Source organism: Clostridium saudiense (assembly GCF_000577815.1).
Taxonomy (GTDB): Bacteria; Bacillota; Clostridia; order Clostridiales; family Clostridiaceae; genus Clostridium; species Clostridium saudiense.
The window spans coordinates 75,910-99,006 of the sequence record NZ_CBYM010000003.1; the positions used below are offsets into that span (position 1 = coordinate 75,910).

Below are 23,097 nucleotides of genomic sequence, written 5' to 3' on the forward strand. Positions count from 1 at the left end.
ATTACTCTTTTTCTTAATTTAAAATGATTTATTCCATTTATGATGTTTCACAATAATATTCCTTTAATTTCCTTTCTTTTGCTCGCATTTCAACCTTCATCTTTTGTCACTCGTTTATTTGTCTCATTTCTCATCTTTTAATAAAATTCTGTTAATCAAAAGTTTACATCTTGTTAAACTTTTAAGACAAAAAAACTAATACTAATATTAGTAATTCATTTATGAACCACTAACATTAGTATTAGTTTTAATACATCTATATTCCTATATCTTTATTTTTTTCACTGCATCTCTTGTTACTAAAAGCTTTTCTTCCACATCTTTTATATTACTTCGTGCTATCCCTAAGAATAGCATATCTATGATGGCCAATTGTGAAATTCTTGAAGTCATAGCACCTTCTCTTAATGATTTTTCAACAAAAGGTACATGCAATGTTACATCAGAATATTCTTCTAAGCTATTATTTATACTTGCTTTTGTAATTACAATTAAAGGTATATTATTTTTCTTTGCATTTTCAGCACATAATATTACTTCTTTTGTATCTCCTGAATATGAAATAGCAACTGCAACATCTCCTTCTTCCATCAAAGCTGAAGAAGTAATTTGAAGGTGTGTATCAGAATGAGCAATACACCTTTTATTTATTCTGCTCATCTTATAATATAAATCTAATCCAACTAAATTTGACACCCCTACACTGAAAACATAAATATTTTTAGCTTTACTTAATAAATCAATAGCGTTATCTAATTCACATTCACTTATTAAATTTACAGTTTCATCTATTATTGTATGAATTGATTGCTTAACTCCACTAATAATACTTTTAGTACTTAAATCTCTATCTAAATACTCAAACTCCTCTTTATTTTTACTATTAGATAAACTAATAGATAGTTTTATCTTCATTTCATTTAAACTACTAAAACCTAATTTTTTAGAAAATCTTACTACTGTTGGTGCTGAAGTATTAGTTGCATCCCCTATTTCCTTTGCAGACATCTCAATAATATCATTATTATCATTAAGAAGATAATCAGCTATACGCTTTTCTCTTTCTGTAAAGCTTTCATAGTTTTGTCTTATATACTGCAATAAATTCATATTCTCACGTCCTATTTATTGTTAATAATATTAAAGTAAAATTTTTTACCTCCCTTTATATATTTTAATAAATAAAAATCATTCTGTAAAACAGATGCTACAACATTTGTTCTTCTATCGCTTGATTGATTTACCTTTAAAATTTGCAATTCACCCATATATCTTTTATATTCAATATTATCAATAGTAATATCTCCATATTTTTTATCAATGGTATTCATAGGATTTATAATATCATTATTTAATATTAATCTACTTTCAGCTGCTCTTATAGCATCTCTAGCTTCATCTGTTCTTGCCGAAAATGTTTCACCTAAAATTCTTTCTACAACCTTATCTCTTATCTTAAGCTCAATCTCTAATTCTATTGCTTCTTCATTTAAATCAGCTAAATCCTCAAGCTCTTTTATACTTGGTAAAGAATCGCCTATAAATACTGATTCATTATTTAAAGCAAATAAATGATTTGCCGCTTTCCTTACATCTAATCCCCTATGATCTTCTAATGTTGGTAATCCATCCATAAGAGGACTTCTTTTTCTGTTATTTGATTGAACAAATGCACAAGTTTTAATTCCTCTTTTATTAAGAATTTTATTCTTTTCTAACATACATTCCTCTGAAATACCTGTCCCTTTTCTAGGATAAAAATTATGAAGTGCATCTATATTTTTATAGTCTGGATTATATTTATCTAATTCTAAAAGAAAATCTTCAGTTACAGTTGATGCATTAAGCTGTATTTTAATATTACAATTATTCTTACTCATTCTAGATATCTCTTTTGGAGTATATCCAAAATCTATTCTAATAGTTTTAACCCCATAATTTCTTAATCCTTCTAAGTCCATATTTTCTAACTCCAAAAATTTGAATGTATTTGGAGAAATATCACTTATTATATCCATTTCATAACCTTTAGCTATATTAAAAAATTCATTAACCTCTTTTTTTAATATTTCATAATTTGCTTCTGGTATGTGTAAAGATGTAAATATTCTTGTAAAACCTAATTTTTTTGCTTCACTTAACAATTTTATATTTTCTTCCATAGTGTTATCTAATCCAAAATAAACTGAAATACCTAAACTCATAATAATCCCTCCTAATTTAACTAAGTATAATTTAAGGGTGATATGTTTATCGATATCATATCACCCTTTTAATATAATTCTATTCTACTGGATCTTCAAATCCTAATATACTTGTAAAGAAATATCCTGCTGCATATGATGCTAAAACTCCTATTAAGAATACTAATATTTTTCCATCAGCAATTAATAAAGCTAATGGTAATCCTGAAACACCTAACGCAACAGCACCAACTTTAAATAAAGCCATCACAGCTCCACCTATAGCTGCACCAAGACAAGCCCCTAAGAAAGGTTTACCTAATGGTAATGTTACACCATAAATAAGTGGTTCTCCTATTCCTAAAAAACCTGGTATTAATCCATTTTTCGCCGTTTTCTTTAATCTTTCATTTTTAGTTTTTCTTATAACAGCTAAAGTAGCTCCAACTTGAGCCATACCAGCAGCTGCTAATGCAGGTAATAATATTGTATATCCAACATTCGCAATTAAATCAGCATGAATTGGTGTTAATGCTTGATGCATTCCAGTCATAACAAGAGGTAAGAATAATCCTCCCGATATAGCACCTGATAACACTGAAACTATTGTATTATCAGAAGCTATCGTATTTGAAACTAATATTCCCATAGCATCTGATATTGCTCCACCTACGGGTTGTAATATAAATAAAGCTGCTAAGACTGATATTGTTAATGTTATTAACGGAGTAACAAATAAATCTAAAACATCTGGTATAAATTTTCTACATTGCTTTTCTATAAATACAGCTAATGCAACAACAAGAATAACTGAAATAATTCCTCCACGCCCTGGTGTTAATGCTTTACCAAATAAAGTTATATTAGCTAATGTTGCTGATGATATCACTCCACCTAATGCTCCACCTATCATTGGCATTTGAGAACCAAATTCTTTAGATGCATTTACACCTACTAAAATTGGTAAAATTGAAAATACTGCATTACCTATTAACCCTATTATCTGAGCTGCATTAGTTGTCTTATATGCATCTCCAAAATAAACTCCAGCTATATTATTTACAGCAAGTACTAGTCCACATGCCACGAATAATGGTATTAAAGGAATAAATATATTTCCTAATTTTTTAAGTATATTTTTAAATTTTGTATCATTTTTTTCTTTTAGTTTAGCCTTTGTAGCTTTAACAGCTTCTTCTCCTATAGCTATCTTTACTCCTACTATTTTTTTCACTTCTTCTGTTATCTTATTAACCTTACCTGGTCCATAAATAACTTGTAATTGACCTTTTGCTTCGACCACTCCTAAAGTTCCCTCTGCCTTCTTAATCTCAGCAATCTTAGCCTTTGATAAATCAACTAACTCTAATCTACAACGAGTCATACAATTTTCAACTGCTTTAATATTTTCCTTTCCTCCTACAAGTTCAACCAATTTCTTAGCTATTTCTTGGTTTGTAATAGTTCCTTGCTTTGTCATCTTCTCTCCCCCTATATACTTTAAATAGTTTCCATTGCCTTAGCAATATAACCTTTATTTTGTGTCAATTTTTCTTTTGCCTCATTTATGTCTAATCCTGTCAGTATCATTAATATTGACAGTTTAACATCATAATTTGTTTCTTTTAATACTTTTTCTGCTACTTCCCTATCTACCCCTGTAGCTTCACAAACTATTTTTTTTGCTCTTTCAACTAACTTTTTATTTGTAGCTCTAACATCTACCATTAAATTTCCATATACTTTTCCTAGCTTAATCATAGTTCCAGTTGATAGCATGTTTAATACTAACTTTTGTGCAGTTCCAGCTTTCATTCTCGTTGAACCAGTAACTACCTCTGCACCTACTACTGGAGCTATTGATACCTTTGAAACTTTTGCTACTTCTGAATTTGCATTGCACGTTATTGATACTGTTAATGCTCCTATTTTGTTTGCATATTCTAATCCACCGATAACATAAGGTGTTCTTCCTGATGCAGCTAGTCCAACTATTGTATCATTTTCAGTTATATTCTTTGATTTTAAATCTTCAATTGCTAATTCCTTAGAGTCTTCTGCGCCTTCTTTTGCCCTAAATATTGCCTCAGTTCCACCAGCTATAATTCCTTGAACTAATTCTTCAGATACACCATATGTAGGTGGACATTCTGAAGCATCTAATATACCAAGTCTTCCTGATGTTCCAGCTCCTATATAAATCAATCTTCCACCTTTTTGCATTCCACTTACTATTCCATCAATAGCTTCTGCAATTTTCACTAATTCTTTCTCAACTGCTAAAGCAACCTTCTTATCTTCATTATTAATAATCTTTACCATATCTAATGTTGACACCTTATCGATATTTAAAGAACTACTATTTCTACTTTCTGTTGTTAAATTTTCTAATTTTATTGTATTCATATCTTAAATCCTCCCCACTAAACTTGATTACGTTTACATCTTGTACATTTATATTACCACTTTTGAAATTTTATTTCAAGTATTTTGTTATTTTTTATTATTTTATTTCATAGTTACGAAAACATTTGATTTTTCCCAACTAAAAACACCTTAAGATTTAAAAATCTATAAGGTGTTTTCTCACTTTCATTATTCTTATTAATACTGCACATATAATAGCTATATCCCCTTAAAATCAATAACCACATGTGTATAACTTAATTATATTCTAATATTGAGTCCAAATTAATTTTACTTCTTAATGACTTTTTTCTTCCATAAGTTAAAAAATAAGATGAAATAATTGATACTAACGGAACAGATAATATTATGGCTATACTTCCAGATACCCCTTGCATTATCTCTATACCTATTTCATACATATTGATAATTTGATTATGCTTTAGAGCATAAGCATAATTTAAAATTAATGTATTTATTGAGCCTCCAGTAAAAGCTAATATTAATGTATTGGACATAGTTCCCATCATATCTCTTCCAACATTTATTCCTGACTTAAAAAGTTCCACTCTTCCAATATTTTTATTATGGTTATATATTTCTGTAAGTGTTGAAGAAATTGACATGCTTACATCCATAACAGCTCCTAATGATGCAATAAGTATTGCTGAAAATAATATACCTCCAACCTTTAGCTCTGTATTATTTGCTACAAATACTAATTCTTCAACCTCAGAAACATTATAACCAGATATTTTTGCCACATAACCAAAGCCAGCTGCACATATACCAGCTATTATTACCCCTATTATGGTACCTATCATTGCCGAAATTGATTTTTTAGTTATTCCATCTATAAGATACAAAGAAACAATTGTTATTAATATTATTACTATTACCGCTGATAAAAATGGAGAATATCCTTTATATAACATAGGTAAAAACAAGTAAATTATACATATAAACGTAAAAACTAATCCTATTGCTGACTTAAATCCTTTTTTGCCCCCAATAATCCAAAGCATAAGTAAAAATAATCCTACAAATATATAAATAATATTAGATCTATCATAGCTATAAACTGCTGCTGAAGCGTTATCTTCATATTTGCTTATACTTGCAATAACTTTCATTCCAACAGTACAATCTGCCCCATATAAATATCCTGCAAAGCTTGTTCCTTCTATTAATTGCCCTTTTAATTTTCCACTTAATACCTTTAACATTACCTTTTGATAACCAATTCTAGAACCATCCTCTTGGATATTATCTTCTACTATTTCATTAACCACAGCTTTTACATAACTTGTTCCTGAACTATTTACTAACTCTACCCTTTCAATGTTATTAAAAAAGTATAAAAATATAAAAAATATTATTAAAAAACAAAATGTAATAACTTTACTATTTATATTTTTCTTCCTCCTTAATAAACCTGCTACCATGATATTCCTCCATTTAAGTAGAGTTTATCCCAAAATATTTTAAATACTATTTTGATTATTTTGAGATAACCCCCTATTTTTTATTTCACTTTATCTTTTATATTATTTAACAATACTTTTTCTTTTCTTTAATCCTAAAGCAGCTAATCCAACAACAGCTAATGATAAAATACTATAAACTAATACATTAGATAAATCTCCAGTTTTCACAGCTGTATTAGGTTTCTTCGTTGGAGTTGATGTATTATTACTTGATCCATTATTAGTATTTCCACTGCCATTATTATAATTGTCATTATTTCCATTATTAGTATCTGTAGATGAATTCTTAACTATTACTTTAGATTCAAATGTTGCAATTTCTGTTTTTAATGTTGTTAAGGCTTCGTCTATAACTGCTTGGCTTGAATTATCTGAATAACATGCTTCTTTAGCAGTATTAATTGCCACTAATAAACCCTCCTTAGCCTCCTCAGGATATTGACCTTCTTCTGTTCCAATCACAGCATTTTCTACTAACTTTTCTGCAAGAATAATTTCATTTTCTAATTCTGATACATCCCCTCTTAAAACTAATTGATCTATTGCTGCTTTTAAATTACCATAAGCATCTGTAACGATTTCTTCATTTATATTTGACTCTTCTGCAATTTTTTGTGCATTTTGAAGTGTTGCTTCAAAAGCTTCCCAAGTTGATGAAGTATAATTATCCTTTTCTTCAACTTTTGCTTCTGCATCTTCAATTATTTCTACTAAGTTTCCATACTTAACTGATTTTACAAGCGTAACTGTTTCATCAATTTTCTCCATTGTATCTGTTCTATATGTGCTTATTGATAAGCTTACATCATCAATATTAATAGTGCTAAAAGTTGGAGCATATTCTTGCCATCTATTTGCAATATATGCTTGTTGTCTTGCTAAATTATTATAATATTTACTACCTGTAGATGAACCTGCAGTAATATATAATATCCCATCAGGATTAGAAATATTATTACCTCGTACACTTAAATCATTAACAACAGCATCTTTATCTTCTATAGTTGATAAATATGACAAATATTCTTCATCATTTGAAAGTATTCCACTTTTATATTCTTCTTCTGCAATTTCATCAAATTTATCTTCATCCATTAATGATAACCCTTCACTTAATTTACCACCTTTTAATATTTGAGTTCTTGCATAAGCATGATCATGTCCAGTTAATACTATATCAACATTATTTTCTTCAAATATTGGCACTAATTTATATCTTAATTCTGCAATAGCAGGCTCATTTGAATGCTCTGCTGAACCATAAATATCTTGATGTAAAGTAACCACTCTCCAAGTAGCATCTTCATTTACTGCAATTGCTTCCTTCATTAATGCTTCATGTTCAGCAGTATTAGTATTATTAGTATTCAACATAATAAATAATGTGTTACCATACCTATAATAATAATCTCCATTAATTCCACTACCTAAACTACTCATTGCTCCTAATGAACTTGCATTTGGATTATTAAAATGATATGAATAGTTACCACTTACAGCATCATGATTTCCTAAAGATGTAGCAACTGGTAGTGAGCTTAATGCATCAGCACTTAAATACCCAGCATATTCTACTTCATTTCCTGTATATTCTAAGGCTTCTGTTTGATTTGCTTTTTTGTTTCGTGATTGTATTTGATCACCAGCAGATAAAATAAAGCTAGCATTTGGCATTAAACTTAAAGCTTTATTAATTGTATTATTCCAGTTAAAAGTATCATTTCTTGTAGCATTATCCTGACCTTGTTCTGTAGTTTCACCAGTTGCAATATTACCTGCTGATGATCCTATTTGCGGATCCCCTACTAAAATAAAACCAAATTTGTTAGTACTTTGAGTTTTAAATTCTATGGCTTCGCTCCAATTATCATTAGTTCCATAACTATAATAATATTTGGAATTTTCCTCCAATACCGTTACTGTTACTTTATTTGAAACATAACCTGGTACTGCACTACTTTGATTTCCTTCAAAAATTTTTGCATCACTCATATCATAATTTTTACTTACCTTAACAATCGGATTTTCTTCTCCAATTACCGAATACCAAGCAAAATTTAATTGTGTTGCATCAGCTCCTGGTGTTAATGATAGTTGTGTCCAATCTGTTTTTATTATTTCCCATCTTTCGCACCATTCATCCCATGCTTCTCCCTTAGTTGCTTCTGTCCATTTGTCATCATCTGCTGCAAATACATTATAACTGTTTGTTGTAACCACCATCATTGCAACTATTATTGCTGACATTATTTTTTTAGTTCTTTTTATCATTTTAAAATCCCCCTTGTAATTACTTACAAAATGAATTATATATTAACTTTTTTATGAAATATCATTTTTTAACATTTATTAACTTTATATTGCTACTTTTTACATATCTTAAAATTACTTAACTTTTATTTAACTTATAAAAAGCAACTCATTACAATATATTTTTAATAATCCTAAAAATATATTTATAATAAAGTTGCTTTTTATTATTCAATTATTCACTTTTTTATTTTTATATCTGCAATTAATGGATAATGATCTGATGGATAACTTCCATTGTCGTTATATTTTACAATATCTACATCTACAATTTCTAAATCTTCACTTACAAATATATAATCTATATGAATTCCATTTTCTTTACCTTTAAATTTACTCATAGTAGACTTTTTATACAGTTCCCTTTTAACTTCTTGAACAGCTACAAACCTATCTGTATTATACTCACCAGCCGTAAATTTTTTAATAATTTTACTGTCTGGAGTTGCATTAAAATCTCCCATAACTATCACAGGAAGTTTTTCCTCTTTGCGATTTTTATCAATAAACTGTGACAATTTTTTAAGTCCAAAATCCCTTGCTTGAGGTAAAAAACAATCTAGATGAGTATTATAAACCCTTACTTTATCTCCATTTTCAAGTTCAACCACCGCAGTAGTACATATTCTAGGATATAATGAATACCAAAGCTGACTTCCTACCTTATCTGGACTTTTAGATAACCAAAATGTATTATGCTTGATTATTTTATTTTTATTTTTTACAAATAAATTATTTCTTTCTGAAAAATACTTTTTACTTCTTGCACTTCCTACTATTGTATAACTTTTAAAGTTATCTATTATATCATCAAACATTTTATTTGTTACTTCCTGGACTCCTATAATATCACAATCATATTTATCAATAACTTCATATACTATATGTTTTCTCTTATCCCATCTATTCTTAAAATCTAAAATAAAATCACTTCTTAAGTTAAAGGACATTACTCTCATATCTTAATTCCCTTTCTATATTTTCGCTATTATAATTATACGCCCTATAATATTTTCTTCAAGATATTAACTTTGTATTAATGACTTGTGAAATTATTTACATAATGTATAATAATACTATAATAGATTATTATACTAAATTTAACCTAAATATTATAATATATTTTATTTATACAATATAATGGAGGAGTTTATATGGGGAAGAATTTAAACAAAACAAATCTTATTTTAATTCTTATTATTGCAGTTTCTTTAATATCTTCAGTATTTTTAGGACTACAATTAGCAATTTTACTATGTTTATCATTATTATTAATTTATTTAATAATAACAAAAGGGTATTTTATTAAAGTTTATAAGGGTATGAAAGCATATAAATTAGAAGATTATGAAACAGCCTTAGAATGCTATAGGGATGCGGCTATGTCAAACTACTGTAATGGTCCTATAATTTCTAATTATTTAATTTGTGAATTAAAATATGGAAAAGCTTCTTTAGCTAGAGAATATATTAACGAAAACCTAAAACATAAAAATATAAAACCACGTGAATCATTAAATCTTGAAATAACAAAGGCTATAGTTTTATGGAAAACAAATTCTCAAGAAGAAGGTATTACACTATTAAAAAACTTAATAAAAGATAATAAAAATACTTATATTTATGAAACTTTAACATCATTACTTATAGGTTCTGGAAAATTTACTGAGGCTGAAAAATACATAACTGAAGCCATGGATTTCAATTCTGACAATAACATTATTAAATCAAATTATGCAGAAATCTGCTTTAAGCTTGAAAAGTTTGATGAAGCAAAAAAAGAGTTTGATTATTTAATAAAAGAAAATGTTAACTTTATTGAACCTTATTATTATTCTGCTTTAATCGAAAGAAAAAGTGGAAATTGCGATCAAGCATTTGAACTTCTAAGAACTGCAGAAGGATTAAATGAATCTCTTGTTAGTTTAGTTAGTCATAAAGATATTGATCAAGCTCTTAATTCAGTATTAATTAAATCATTTAATCAATAAAAATAAAACTATCTTGGAAATCATTTTTCAAGATAGTTTTATTTTTATATTAAAAGAGCCATAGATTTAAATCTATGACTCTTAAGAAACAATACGATATAATTATCTTCTATTATTTTGTTGTTTCTTAGCTTTTCTACAAGCAGCACATCTTGTTGGTTCATTTTCGAACCCTTTCTCCTTGTAGAATTCTTGTTCTCCTTCAGTGAAAACAAATTCATTTCCGCAGTCTCTGCATGTTAAAGTTTTGTCTGTCATTTATAATTCCTCCATATATGAAAGGTCTAAACAAAAATAACAACAAAATAATAAAATTTGGTTACTGTTTATATACCCTTCTTGTCTTTACATTATAATAGTATACACACCTTTCAAAATTCTATACATTTTTTATTTATATTTATCAGTTTCTACAGGTAACCCCTTTTTACTTAGCTTATCTTCTACTATTTCCTTTATTATAGAATAGAATATTGCAAATAATGGAACTCCAATTATCATTCCTACAAATCCCATGAATTTTGCAGCTACTAATAATGAGAATAATATCCAAAAGGCAGAGATTCCAATAGAATCTCCAAGAATCTTAGGTCCTATTATATTACCATCAATTTGTTGAATAACAATTATTATAACAATAAACCATAATGCTTGTATTGGTGAAACAAAAAGAATTATTATTGCTGCTGGAATCCCACCAATAAATGGTCCAAAGAATGGTATTATATTAGTTACACCAATTATAACTGAAATTAATAATACATATGGCATTTTAAAAATTGTTAATATAATAAATGTTAATACCCCTATGATAGCTGAATCTAAAATTTTCCCACCAATAAACCTACTAAAAGTCGTATTACTTTTAGTTGCTAATTTTAAAACAAATTTTGCTCTTTCTTCTGAAAATAGTGCATAAGTAATCTTTTTACCTAAAGCCATGAACTTTTCTTTATCTATTAAAATATAAATTGATATAATTATACCAATAATTATATTTAAAATGCTTGATGTTGCTCCTACAATAAAATTACCAACTACAGGAAGTAAATTACTCACTATAGTTATAATATAATTAATTGCTTCTCCTAATTTGCTAGTAATTAAATCTACATACTCTGGTTGTAAATTAATATTTCCTACAACTTCATTAGTAAGTTTAGTCACATCATTTAAATATTGCGGTATATTATTTACAAGTCCAACTATACTATCAATTAATTGTGGAAGTACAAATTGAATAAATAAGTAACTTATTATTGTAGCTGTTATATATGTAAATAATATTCCAATTCCCCTTTTACCATTTTTCTTTAAATTTTTAAACCATTTATATGATAAAACATATTCTTCATAAAACTTTAAAATAAAGTTTAATATATAAGCTAATGCCCCTCCTATAATAAATGGTTGTAATGTACCTATGAAATCACTTATAACTAACTTTATCTCATTAATTTGCGATATTCCTAAATATAAAAGAATACTACCACAAATAACCAAAAAAGCATATATTGAAATTGTTGCATATTTATTATTCCAATTAATTTTCATTTCTTATCCTCCCTACTAAAATAGTAATATTATTTTACCATACTTTATTAGCATTATTTATTAATATTTTCTAAATATATTACATAATAATATAATAATTATGTTTAAAAAAACAGTAACATTAAAAATGCTACTGATTTTTTATTATTTACTTATTTCATTTTTATGATGATTATACACATATACAGGTATTCCTAAAAGCATAAGTATGAAGCCCCACATTACTGTTTCAGCACCTGAGCCATATATAGTCCATAATACATATATAAATGCTAATAATGGTAATATAGATTTTTTAATAAATATTTTAAAACTAAATTCTTTATTTTCTTTAAATGTTAACATCATTTCTGCTGAAACACTTAATATATATACAGGTAAATATGAAAGTGTTGCTAATATTGTTATAAATGTAAATGCATCAACCATACCTTTTTGGAAATTCATCACTAATAATATATTAACTAAAACAGATCCAAATATAAGTGAATTTATAGGTGTTCCTGTTTTCTCATTTATCTTTCCAAAAAATTTAGGGAATACACCATCAACCCCAGCAGCATAAGAAACTCTTGCTGTAGCTAATAACCATCCAATAATAGTTCCTAAAATACAAACAACAACTGCAATAGTTAGAATTTTCCCAACTCCGTTTCCTAATGAATTGGTTAATATATCAGTAAGTGGCGCAGTACTATTTGCTAATGTTTTATTATCCATTGCTCCCATACTTGCTATACTTATTGCTAAATATATTACTGACGCAATTATTAAACCATAAATAGTACTTTTTCTTATATTTTTTTCTGGATTTTTAATTTCTCCTGCTGCAACAGTAGCACTTTCTAATCCTATAAATGCCCATAATGTTGATGTTGCAGCTAATGGTACCGTACTTAACCCTTTTCCTTCTGGGAATAAAGGAAGTATATTAACATTATCAAAGTTTAAAAATGCTACAATAATAAAAAGTGCAAAAAATCCGATTTTAAATACAGTTACAAATGATTGAAGCTTTCCAGCAATTTTTACACTTAAAATATTAACTATTGTAAATATCCATAAAATTGCACTAGAAAATATTATTGAAATCATTGGATTGCTTAATGCAGGAATAACTGCTGATGCATAGCTAGTTATTGCTACAATAATAGCTGCATTTCCTATCCATGACCCATTCCAGTATAACCACGCACTTAAAAAGCCTGCAAAATCTCCAAAAGCTTCCTTAGTATATTGATATGCTCCTCCAGTAGAAGGATACTTAGTTCCAAGATTAGCAAATGAAATTGCAATTAATATTGATCCAATAGTTGTTATTATCCATGCAATTATAGTTGCCCCAGGTCCTGATACTTGTGCTAATGTTGAAGGTAACATAAATACTCCTGAACCTATCATATTACCACACACAAGCATTGTAGCCATAAAAAGACTAATTTCTTTTTTTAAACTTCTTTCTTCCATTTTTCCTCCTTAGTTATAGGATTCAATTTTACTTGTAATCCATATTTATCTATCTAAAAGCTCTTAATTAAATATTATTTTTTAAATCTTGTTGCATAGCCACATCTCTTACAGAGATCTTCCACTGCTACTCTTCTAGAAAATCCATTGTATATATCAGATGCCCTTTTGCCTTCTAAAATACTTACAAATGGTTCTTTAAAAACATTTCCCAATTCAATAGTTCCCTCACTATCTAGGCAACAAGGAACAACTGTACCATCAACTAATATTCCTACTTGATTTCTAAGTCCATGACAAAATACTTCTTCACCAATAGAATTTATACTAATATCTGGCCAGTTAAATTTTTCAGCCATATTTAAATATACTTTATCCTTTAACTTAATTTTATGCGTTTCCTGTAACTTCTCCGCTAATGAAAAATCTAAATTAAGATTTTTCTCTAATAAATTTAATATTTCTAAATTTAATTTATTAGCACCCTTCAATTCTTCATTATCCATGTTCCAAAGTCTTATTGCACATATAATATCACTTTTTTCCCTAGCTTCATTAATAAAATCAGTAACTCTATTAATATATTCATATAATTCTACATTGCTTTCATTTGCTTCAAAGCTATGTAATGAAATATTTACTTGTCTCAATGATTTTGCATTAATAAGCTTTTCTGAATTTTTATTAAGTAATGTTCCATTGGTAGTTAAATTAACCATTAGCTCATTTTTATGGCATTCTTCAAAAAATCCTTCTATATTTTCATTTAATAAAGGTTCTCCCATTAAATGAAAATATACGTGATTTGTATATGGCTTTATTTCATTAATTATATAGTTAAATTCTTCCCTATTCATAAATTTATATTTTCTATTTGTCTTTGGGCAAAAATTACAACTTAAATTACATACATTAGTAATTTCTATATATATTTTCTTAAACTTTCTCATTTACTAATCTCCTACTCACTAATGAGGTTATATCATAATTTGAAAGATACTACCTTTCTTGCTTAACTGGTAACACTATAATAAACTTACTTCCTTGTCCTGGTATACTTTTTACGTAAATATCACCATTATGAAGATCAATTATCTTCTTGGTAATAGTTAATCCTAATCCACTTCCCTTTTTAACTTCAGATGATGGATCAATAACTTGATTAAATCTATTAAATATTAAATCATGATATTTTTTATCAATTCCAATTCCAGTATCTGATATTTCTATTCTAACACTATCTCCTAAATCAATAATTACTACCTTTATTACTCCACCTGGCTCTGTAAATTTATATGCATTACCAACTATATTAACTATACATCTTTCAATTTCGCTCTTATCAGCTTCTATTATTTTTTCTTCTATCTCAGGATCTACTATTAACTCGATATCCTTTGCCCCAATATATTCTTTCATTGATAAGGCTGCTTCTTCAACAACATAAACAATATCTATTTCTTCAATATTTATATTATAACTACCATGCTCAATCTTTGAAGAATCTATTAAGTCATTTATTATTTTTAATAATCTTTTGGTATTATTTTTAATAATGCTCATATAATGATCAAGCTTTTCTCTTCCTATACCCTCTTCATTTTTATTTAATTCTTTTATTAATTGCTCAGTTGAATAAATAACATTTAGTGGAGTTCTTAATTCATGTGATAAATTAATTAAATAACTATTCTTTCTTTTTTCTAAATCAATTATCCTATTAAATAACTCTGAATTTCTATCCATTTCTTCGCTTAATTCTTTTGTTCTTAATTCAACTAAATTATCTAATTTTTTAACTTTATTTATACTATTAATAACAAATGCAACTATTATGCCTATATAAAGTAAAATAGCATATTTACTTGCCCAAAATGGATACTTTATATAAAAGTGAATACTTGATTCTTCTGTAATTAATCCATTATTACTTCTTGCTTTTACTTTAAAAATATAATCTCCTGGTGATAAATTACTTAAAGTAATTGAATTACCATCCATTTCAAACCATTCATCACCATTCTCATCTAAGCAATAATAATATTGTATACCACTAACATTTTTGTAATTAGGTAAAAAGTATTCTATAAAAATATTATTTTCATAATACTCTAATTTATTAATATCTTTAATGTTTCTTTTAACTCCGTTAACTTTTACTTCGTCTAATATTAAACTATATATTTTATTATTACTTTTTATATCTTTAGGTGAAATAATATTAAATCCATTTATTCCACCAAATAATAAATCTCCATTGCTACTCTTTAAATAAGCATTTCCATTAAATTCATTACTTTGTAAACCATCAGTAACATCTAAATTAATAATCACTCCACTTTTTGAATCTATTTTAGAAATCCCCATATTAGTACTACACCATATGGCTCCATTAAAGTCTGTTAATATACCATATATGGTATTATTAGCAAGACCATATTTTGTTGTATATCTTAAAAATTTATCCCCTGATTTATTAAGTATATTTAACCCAAAACTAGTTCCAATCAATATATTTCCATAGTTGTCCTCTGAAATAACCCTAATAGAATTATTACTTAAAGAATTTTTATTACCTTTTATATTTTTATACACAGTTACTGTATTATCTACTGGATTTAATCTTATTAAGCCACCTTGCCTAAACATTCCAATCCAATACTCTCCAGAGCTATCTTTAAAAATATCTCCTATATAATTGTCACTATAACTATACTTTTTTATGATATAATTTAAATCTATTGATTCCTTTGTCTCTAAGTTTAAAATATATAATCCTTCTTTCGTTCCAACCCACAAGTACCCGTCATCATATAATAATCTTTTAACAGTTTTATCACCAGAAACAATAAAATCACTATAATTCTTATAAGTTTTACTACTCTTATTTATTATGGTAATACCTTTATCTGTAGCTATATATATTTCTTCTTTATTTCCATCTATATCATAAATATCATCTGTTTTAAAAATATTCATAGTTTCCGAGCTAATATTAATTATTTTATCTTTATTTCCATTTAAAACGTCTATCCCTTTATACTTACTACCTATCCAAAGATATCCTTCATCATCTTCATATAAAGCTGTTATCATATTGTTACTTATAGTTGAATTATCAAATGGATCATTTTTATAATGTTGAATCTCACTCTCTGGATTAAAAATACTAATCCCTGCATATGTTCCTATCCACATTAATCCAGTTTGGTCTTGAATTAAAGAAAAAATATTATCATCTACAATAGAATTTCTATCATAGATTTTATTCTTATATGTAATAAAAGTATCACTCTCTTCATCTAATTTAGATAAACCCAAATCTGTACCAATCCACATTTGACCATTATCATCTCTTAAAAAGCTTTTTATAAAACTTCCACCTAAAGAAGTTTTATCATCATTATGTACATATCTTTTTATTTCGTTAGTCTTAATATTAATGCTATATGCTCCTGCATTTCTAGTACCAACCCATATATACCCATTTTTATCGTAATATACTTTATATATTTCATTAATCGTCTTTTCATTCTCATTCTCATTTTCACTACTCAATAAAAATACATCTACTTTACCGGAAGTTATATTAATCTTATTTACCCCAGTATTTGTTCCAAGCCATATGTTTCCGTCTTCATCTTCAGTTATACTCTCAATATATGTATTTGAAATTTCACTTCTATATATCTCTTCAAAACAGTCTTTTTCTTCATTATAAATATTTAATCCATCTGCAGTTGCTGCTAATATTTTATTATCTTTAGTTATTAATATACTATTTACATTTGCATTAGTTAGATTACCATTATCACTTTTATCTAAATAATTAATTATAGATTGTCCATTATTTCTTATTCTACTTAATCCATCTGCTGTTGCTACCCAAATATCTCCATCTTCATCTTCTTTAATATCTAATATATAATTATTATTGATACTATTATTATTCTCTTCAACTCTATATACATTAAATTGATATCCATTATATCTACATAAACCATCGTTAGTTCCTATCCAAATATATCCTTTGCTATCTTGAAAAAGTGCTTCAACAGTTCCTTGGATAAGACCATCTTCTATTGTAATATTTTTAAAATTTATTTGTTCTTTAGCATAAACATTATATCCTTTCTCAACTCCTAAAATGGCGATCGCTAATAAGGTAATATAAATAACTCTAACTATATTATTTTTCATTTATTTCTTTTCCTTTGTGTAAATTGTAGAACTTAATAAATAAATCTTATATTCAATAAAGCTTAAATATAAGATTTATTTATTAAAACCTTCAAATAATTTTATCATTCTATAATTATAATTACAACTTGAATAATTACAAATTAGAATTTATCTTTTTCGCTTTTATTTTACTTTCTTTTCATTTTTTCTTAATATTTTATACTTTTTCCACAATAATACTACTTTTTTTTGTTAAAATAAGGTTATAATTGAAATCAAATATATAAATAGTGAAATATTCTTGGAGGAGTAATGGAAAATTTTTTAAATACTTTAAACGAAAAAATACTTATTATAGATTATACCGGTAAAATTTTATTTTTAAACAAATCTCTTCTTATACAGCTTGGTTATAAACCTAATGAGATAATTAATAAAAACATTTTATCTTTAACATTCACCAAGGACATTAATGCTTTTTTACTAAAAGATACACCATTAAAAAACTTATATATTATTTCTAAAAATTCTTTTCCAATTGAATTTAATATCAATACCTCTAGAGGTTTATATAAAAATACTGATAGCATATTTATTAAGCTTGAAAATTATACTGATAATATCACTTGTGATAATCATAAAAATTTTATATTTAATAATAAAGATAATATAAAAAAATTTGAAAGAATAGATAAATCATTAACACTAAAAAATAATTATGAAATAGATATAGCCAAAAGCAATGTACAATTAAATAGTATTAATAATTTATTAAAACAAAATCTAGATTGTACTAATGAATTTACTTTCTTTAATGAACTTAGTGATGCTATTTTAGAATCATTAAATTGTGATGAATTTCATGCTTGGATATACTTTAATGAATCATTAATTCCTTATTGTAGTTCTTCTTACGATGAACTTACAAAGAATTTTCAGTCAATTCAATTAACACATTACCAATATGAAACCCTTATTAAACCTTTTACAGGATGGGGATTATATGATATAGATTCTTTAGCTTCAAATAAACTTCATAAATATTATAGAAAAACTATAAAGCAAATATGTGTACAACCCATTTTCTATAATAATAAATTTTTAGGATTAATTTATATAGGATATAAAGATAAATTTACTCCTGTAGTTAATCGTAATGACTTTATATCTACACTTTGTAATCACTTTGGTATGTCAATGCATAATTATCTTTTATCTAATAATCTAAAAATAGAATTACATAAACGCCTTAAAACTGAAAAAGAGCTTTCTTTTTTATTAAGAACAGCAACAGATTTAACAGCAACTATAGCTTCTAACGGAGACTTCTTAAAAATTAATGAAGGTTGGATTAAACTCTTAGGATATACTAAAGAAGAATTACTATCTATGAATTTATTAACTCTAACACATAGTAATGATAAATATAAACTTCATGATTTATTTAGTGGCAACTTAGACTCTATATCAACTATTACCGATTTATGTATTAGGTTAATTACTAAAAACAACTGTATAAAATGGCTTAATTGGAATTGTTCCTATATTAATTCAGATAATGTTATTATGTTCACTGGAAAAGATATTACCGATAAAAAAGAATTAGAAATTGAAAAAAAACTTATGGAAGAGTCATTACATGTAGAAAATATTAAAAATGAATTTTTTGCTAATATATCTCATGAATTTAAAACACCACTTAATATAATTTTAGCTAGCTTGCAAGTAATTAATCATAATATCTTTAATAAAAATATTAAATTCTCTAAAGATTTCAACTTAAAAAAATATACAAATTCAATCAAACAAAATTCTTACAGACTTCTAAGACTTGCTAATAATTTAATTGATATTACCAAAATAGATAGTGGTTATTATGAAATACAGCCTAAAAATTGTAACATAGTTTCTATAATTGAAGATATAACAATATCTGTAGCACAGTATATGAAAGATAAAGGCATAGATTTAATTTTCGATACCTCTTTTGAAGAAATAATTATCTCATGCGATCCTGATAAGATTGAAAGAATTATGTTAAATCTTCTTTCTAATGCAGTTAAATATACTAAATCACCTGGAATAATAAATGTATTTATTGATAAAACTGAAGATACTGTTATTATTTCTGTTAAAGATACTGGTATTGGAATCCCTAAAGAAAATATATCTATTATTTTTGAAAGATTTATACAAGTTGATGATACTTTAACTAGGAAATGTGAAGGAAGTGGAATAGGCTTATCCCTTGTACAATCGCTTGTTCAAATGCATGGTGGCAAAATTGCTGTTTACAGTACTAAAGATATTGGTTCCGAATTTACCTTTACTTTACCACTTCAAACTATTAATAATTCAGATATTATTTATAATATAAACGAAGATAGCCATAGTAAATTAGATAAATGCAATATTGAATTTTCTGATATATATAGTCTTTACTAAACTGTATAATAAGATAAACATTACACGTAACTTTTAATTAGTATAGTTGTTTTTGTAATAAAAAATAAATGGATTATTTTAATAATGTTCCATTTTTTTCTTTATTACTATAGTAAACAATAGGTTTGTTTTCTACTATACTATATATTATAAACAATAAATTTTATGGAGGTTAAAATGAACAAACCAATTATTGGTATTGTAGGTTCTTTATATACAGAGTGTAATCTTTCATTTGCAGGGAATTATTTTGATTATAATAATAATAACTATTCAAAATGTATTGCAAAAGCTAATGGAATCCCCATATATCTTCCTATTATTGGAGATAAAGATGTTTTAGAGGATCAATTATCACTTTGTAATGGTATTTTATTACCTGGTGGTGCTGATATCAATCCACTCTTATACAATACTTCTCCAGAAACTCACCTTGGAAAATGTAATGATTTTATAGATTGGTATCAAATTTCCATAACAAAAAAAGCTTTATCTCTAAACATACCGATATTAGGAATATGCAGAGGTATACAAGTATTAAATGTAGCAGCAGGTGGTACACTCTATCAAGATATATCACATACTGTTCCTAATGCAATACTTCATAATCAAAATAGTCATTTATCAAATATCTGTCATCCAATATCAATTAAAGAAAATAGCAAAATCCATAATATCTTAGGCGATAAATACATTGTAAATAGTGCTCACCATCAAGCTATTAAAGATCTTGGTAATAATCTTATCGCCTCTTCAACTGCTCCAGATGGAATTATTGAATCTATTGAAATGGAAGGCAAAAATTTTGTAGTAGGAGTTCAATGGCATCCTGAAATGCTTTCATTAAAAGATTCTGTCATGCTTCAATTATTTGAAGACTTTATTTCTAGTTGTATGTAGATTTTTTTTATAAATAAAAATAACAGAATCCACTTGGTACTCTGTTATTTTTTATTTATATTATTAATATCCCTGATAAATTGCTACAGCTCTAACTAAACTAGCTTCACTTTGAACCTTTAAAGGTTGTGCAAACAATTGAATTTCTTCATTATATAAAAGCTTATTTAAATTAGTTAGATTTTCTAAAAGGAATATATCATTTTCAAACAATACATTATGAATTTCATAATTATCCCTATCTGGCGAAGGCATATCCATTCCTAACATCTTAATTTTCTTTTTTATTAAAAGTTCGGCTAACTCCCTACTTACTACTGGATGCTCAGTATAATACTCTTCTTTTCCATAAAAATTATCCCAACCAGTAAATAATAGAACTATATCATTTTCTTTAATATTTATATAATACTCATCCTTAACATCTATAATTTTCTCACCACGAACATCCAGTAATGCTACATTACCTATAAACCTTTCAATTGGATAATCTGATATATAACTTTTATTTTCTTGCATATGTAGCGGTGCATCAATATGTGTTCCTGCATGCATTTCTGTAGCTATAGAAAAGCTATTATATCCATTTTCTATATAATCCTTTTCCTTTATTAAATTAACCTCTTTATCTCCCGGATAAACAGGCATTTCATTTTTTATTTCATGTGATAAATCAATGTACTTCATTTCTTCCCCACTTCTCCCTTTGATTGTAATAACCCCTTCTTTTGTTTATATTAACATATTTTACATTTAATTACAATAAACTTTCATTATTTCCTTATGTTTATATTTTAAACAAAAAGTCAGTTTTTATACTAACTTTAAATAAACACTTTAATTTGTTCCCGTAGTTCCAAATCCTCCACGATCACAATTACCAAAAGATTCAACCTCATCAAATTGAATTTCTGGCATTACTTCCATTATTCTAAACTGCCCTATTTTATCTCCAGTTCTTATCCATGTTCCATTATCGTGTTTTGCTTGTAAACAGTATACCGGCATATGCCATTGATCATTATCTCCAATATATGTGTCATCAACAACACCAACAGAATTAGTTTGTATTATACCCCAAGTTTTAAATGTTGAGCTTCTCGGTGCTAAATGTCCTTCCCATCCTTGTGGTAATTCTAAAGCAAATCCTAGTGGTACCATTGCTCTTTCATTTAGCGGCACAAATATATCCTTACTTGCATAAACATCTATCCAATTACCCTTACTAATTTTCTTTAATTTTGTTGCACCTTCAAAATATTTTATTCTTATTTTCATCTCTCGTATCTTCCTTTCATTTCTTATATGTAATTCTAACATAAAAAAGGATTGCAAGAAAAGTATAATATCTTTAAACTAATATCATACTAATCTACAATCCTTCTGTATTTTCTTTAATGATGTTTTATTTTATTTATGACTATAATACTTTCTTCTCTTAATTCATCATTAATAGTCACTTCATTCCATTGAATATATGTTGGCTTTTCAAAATACTTCCTATTTACAATTTCAATTACCCTATAACTTCCTTCTGCTAAATTATCAAAGATAACAACTCCATTCTTATCAGTATACTTTGAACTTATCATCTTTGGAGATAATCCGTTTAAAGCATATAAATTTATCTTAGCATCTGAAATATTACTTCCCTTTCTATCTCCCAATTTTGATATAACAGTAATCTTTCCAACTATTCTCTTTTCTTTCTTTCTTGCTTTTGTATAATTGCTATTATTTATAATCTTGTCTTCATTTTCTACTAGCCTTTCTTTTATATTATCATCTTCTAGTACTTTTTGATTAGCATAATTACTATTATCATTTACTTCCTTATTATCATTTACTTCTTCGTTATCATCTATAAAAGTTGCACCTTGAAGTTCTAAACTAAATCCATTATCAAGATTATAAGTTTTTACTTTCTTTTTATCCTTTTCTGAAATTATTGGTTTATCTACATTTTCTTTACAACTATTATCATTAGTAGCTTGATCAACTTCAACATCAGTTGCTTTAACATCAGTTGGGTCAACATCTATTATTGTTCCACTAGAATTTGATAATTTACCATTTCCTACGTTTGAGTCATTATCTATTGACTTATATTCATTTTCTAATTCGCTATCAAAATCATCTTCTATTCTTATACGCATAAAAACCTCCTAAAAC

At 26.7% G+C, this 23,097-nt stretch carries 18 protein-coding genes; 3 read left to right on the top strand and 15 right to left on the bottom strand.

Annotated elements, in window-relative coordinates; genetic code table 11:
- Positions 1-264: 264 nt before the first annotated feature.
- The 7 genes from TY07_RS02660 to TY07_RS02690 form a co-directional block, all read right to left on the bottom strand.
- The gene (locus TY07_RS02660) at positions 265-1,110 is read right to left on the bottom strand and encodes a MurR/RpiR family transcriptional regulator (protein WP_042394954.1); all 846 of its coding nucleotides are present in this window, start codon (positions 1,108-1,110) and stop codon (positions 265-267) included.
- An 11-nt stretch (positions 1,111-1,121) separates the two neighbouring features.
- On the bottom strand, positions 1,122-2,204 hold the full coding sequence (locus TY07_RS02665) for a MupG family TIM beta-alpha barrel fold protein (protein WP_042394957.1): 1,083 nt from the start codon (positions 2,202-2,204) through the stop codon (positions 1,122-1,124).
- A 79-nt stretch (positions 2,205-2,283) separates the two neighbouring features.
- Positions 2,284-3,645 carry a PTS transporter subunit EIIC gene (locus TY07_RS02670; RefSeq protein WP_042395198.1) on the bottom strand — a complete coding sequence of 454 codons (1,362 nt, stop codon included), beginning with the start codon at positions 3,643-3,645 and terminating at the stop codon, positions 2,284-2,286.
- A gap of 38 nt (positions 3,646-3,683) precedes the next feature.
- Complete coding sequence (murQ, locus tag TY07_RS02675) at positions 3,684-4,589, bottom strand: N-acetylmuramic acid 6-phosphate etherase (RefSeq protein ID WP_042394960.1); 906 nt, start codon at positions 4,587-4,589, stop codon at positions 3,684-3,686.
- Positions 4,590-4,846: 257 nt separating this feature from the next.
- On the bottom strand, positions 4,847-6,034 hold the full coding sequence (locus tag TY07_RS02680) for a YibE/F family protein (protein WP_042394963.1): 1,188 nt from the start codon (positions 6,032-6,034) through the stop codon (positions 4,847-4,849).
- A 102-nt stretch (positions 6,035-6,136) separates the two neighbouring features.
- Entirely contained in the window at positions 6,137-8,347 is a 2,211-nt protein-coding gene (locus TY07_RS02685; RefSeq protein WP_042394965.1) for a purple acid phosphatase family protein, read from the bottom strand.
- A 218-nt stretch (positions 8,348-8,565) separates the two neighbouring features.
- On the bottom strand, positions 8,566-9,345 hold the full coding sequence (locus TY07_RS02690; RefSeq protein ID WP_042394967.1) for an endonuclease/exonuclease/phosphatase family protein: 780 nt from the start codon (positions 9,343-9,345) through the stop codon (positions 8,566-8,568).
- A gap of 195 nt (positions 9,346-9,540) precedes the next feature.
- Between TY07_RS02690 and TY07_RS02695 the strand changes: the two genes are divergently transcribed.
- Positions 9,541-10,377 (top strand): tetratricopeptide repeat protein, encoded by an 837-nt coding sequence (locus TY07_RS02695; RefSeq protein WP_042394970.1) that lies wholly within the window; start codon positions 9,541-9,543, stop codon positions 10,375-10,377.
- Positions 10,378-10,479: 102 nt separating this feature from the next.
- Here the strand turns inward: TY07_RS02695 and TY07_RS02700 are convergent, their stop codons facing one another.
- From TY07_RS02700 to TY07_RS02720, 5 genes are all read right to left on the bottom strand, one after another.
- A complete protein-coding gene (locus tag TY07_RS02700; protein ID WP_042394973.1) occupies positions 10,480-10,635 on the bottom strand; it encodes a zinc-ribbon domain-containing protein in 156 nt (51 codons plus the stop codon).
- Between the two features lie 132 nt (positions 10,636-10,767).
- A complete protein-coding gene (locus TY07_RS02705) occupies positions 10,768-11,931 on the bottom strand; it encodes an AI-2E family transporter (protein ID WP_042394976.1) in 1,164 nt (387 codons plus the stop codon).
- A 144-nt stretch (positions 11,932-12,075) separates the two neighbouring features.
- Positions 12,076-13,398: an APC family permease gene (locus tag TY07_RS02710; protein ID WP_042394978.1), complete on the bottom strand. Its 1,323-nt coding sequence runs from the start codon at positions 13,396-13,398 to the stop codon at positions 12,076-12,078.
- A 74-nt stretch (positions 13,399-13,472) separates the two neighbouring features.
- The gene (locus TY07_RS02715; RefSeq protein WP_042394980.1) at positions 13,473-14,348 is read right to left on the bottom strand and encodes a radical SAM/SPASM domain-containing protein; all 876 of its coding nucleotides are present in this window, start codon (positions 14,346-14,348) and stop codon (positions 13,473-13,475) included.
- A gap of 49 nt (positions 14,349-14,397) precedes the next feature.
- Positions 14,398-17,598, bottom strand: a complete 3,201-nt coding sequence (locus tag TY07_RS02720; RefSeq protein ID WP_042394982.1) for a ligand-binding sensor domain-containing protein — start codon at positions 17,596-17,598, stop codon at positions 14,398-14,400.
- Between the two features lie 294 nt (positions 17,599-17,892).
- On the opposite strand from TY07_RS02720, the gene TY07_RS17140 reads away from it, so the two are divergent.
- The gene (locus TY07_RS17140) at positions 17,893-20,025 is read left to right on the top strand and encodes an ATP-binding protein (RefSeq protein WP_052330584.1); all 2,133 of its coding nucleotides are present in this window, start codon (positions 17,893-17,895) and stop codon (positions 20,023-20,025) included.
- Between the two features lie 177 nt (positions 20,026-20,202).
- Positions 20,203-20,925, top strand: coding sequence for a gamma-glutamyl-gamma-aminobutyrate hydrolase family protein (locus tag TY07_RS02730; protein WP_042394984.1), 723 nt, complete (start codon positions 20,203-20,205; stop codon positions 20,923-20,925).
- A gap of 63 nt (positions 20,926-20,988) precedes the next feature.
- Here the strand turns inward: TY07_RS02730 and TY07_RS02735 are convergent, their stop codons facing one another.
- The 3 genes from TY07_RS02735 to TY07_RS17775 form a co-directional block, all read right to left on the bottom strand.
- Positions 20,989-21,612 (bottom strand): cyclase family protein, encoded by a 624-nt coding sequence (locus TY07_RS02735; protein WP_042394987.1) that lies wholly within the window; start codon positions 21,610-21,612, stop codon positions 20,989-20,991.
- A gap of 150 nt (positions 21,613-21,762) precedes the next feature.
- A complete protein-coding gene (locus TY07_RS02740) occupies positions 21,763-22,203 on the bottom strand; it encodes a dUTP diphosphatase (protein WP_042394990.1) in 441 nt (146 codons plus the stop codon).
- A 116-nt stretch (positions 22,204-22,319) separates the two neighbouring features.
- Complete coding sequence (locus TY07_RS17775) at positions 22,320-23,081, bottom strand: prealbumin-like fold domain-containing protein (RefSeq protein ID WP_078061278.1); 762 nt, start codon at positions 23,079-23,081, stop codon at positions 22,320-22,322.
- Positions 23,082-23,097: the final 16 nt, after the last annotated feature.

Excerpts from the sequence above, each read along its gene's own strand:
- TY07_RS02665 (WP_042394957.1), bottom strand. The coding sequence starts at position 2,204 with ATGAGTTTAGGTATTTCAGTTTATTTTGGATTAGATAACACTATGGAA.
- TY07_RS02680 (WP_042394963.1), bottom strand. The coding sequence starts at position 6,034 with ATGGTAGCAGGTTTATTAAGGAGGAAGAAAAATATAAATAGTAAAGTT.
- murQ (WP_042394960.1), bottom strand. The coding sequence starts at position 4,589 with ATGAATACAATAAAATTAGAAAATTTAACAACAGAAAGTAGAAATAGT.
- TY07_RS02715 (WP_042394980.1), bottom strand. The coding sequence starts at position 14,348 with ATGAGAAAGTTTAAGAAAATATATATAGAAATTACTAATGTATGTAAT.
- TY07_RS02705 (WP_042394976.1), bottom strand. The coding sequence starts at position 11,931 with ATGAAAATTAATTGGAATAATAAATATGCAACAATTTCAATATATGCT.
- TY07_RS02700 (WP_042394973.1), bottom strand. The coding sequence starts at position 10,635 with ATGACAGACAAAACTTTAACATGCAGAGACTGCGGAAATGAATTTGTT.
- TY07_RS02660 (WP_042394954.1), bottom strand. The coding sequence starts at position 1,110 with ATGAATTTATTGCAGTATATAAGACAAAACTATGAAAGCTTTACAGAA.
- TY07_RS02710 (WP_042394978.1), bottom strand. The coding sequence starts at position 13,398 with ATGGAAGAAAGAAGTTTAAAAAAAGAAATTAGTCTTTTTATGGCTACA.
- TY07_RS02720 (WP_042394982.1), bottom strand. The coding sequence starts at position 17,598 with ATGAAAAATAATATAGTTAGAGTTATTTATATTACCTTATTAGCGATC.
- TY07_RS02740 (WP_042394990.1), bottom strand. The coding sequence starts at position 22,203 with ATGAAAATAAGAATAAAATATTTTGAAGGTGCAACAAAATTAAAGAAA.
- TY07_RS17140 (WP_052330584.1), top strand. The coding sequence starts at position 17,893 with ATGGAAAATTTTTTAAATACTTTAAACGAAAAAATACTTATTATAGAT.
- TY07_RS17775 (WP_078061278.1), bottom strand. The coding sequence starts at position 23,081 with ATGCGTATAAGAATAGAAGATGATTTTGATAGCGAATTAGAAAATGAA.
- TY07_RS02690 (WP_042394967.1), bottom strand. The coding sequence starts at position 9,345 with ATGAGAGTAATGTCCTTTAACTTAAGAAGTGATTTTATTTTAGATTTT.
- TY07_RS02730 (WP_042394984.1), top strand. The coding sequence starts at position 20,203 with ATGAACAAACCAATTATTGGTATTGTAGGTTCTTTATATACAGAGTGT.
- TY07_RS02685 (WP_042394965.1), bottom strand. The coding sequence starts at position 8,347 with ATGATAAAAAGAACTAAAAAAATAATGTCAGCAATAATAGTTGCAATG.
- TY07_RS02735 (WP_042394987.1), bottom strand. The coding sequence starts at position 21,612 with ATGAAGTACATTGATTTATCACATGAAATAAAAAATGAAATGCCTGTT.
- TY07_RS02695 (WP_042394970.1), top strand. The coding sequence starts at position 9,541 with ATGGGGAAGAATTTAAACAAAACAAATCTTATTTTAATTCTTATTATT.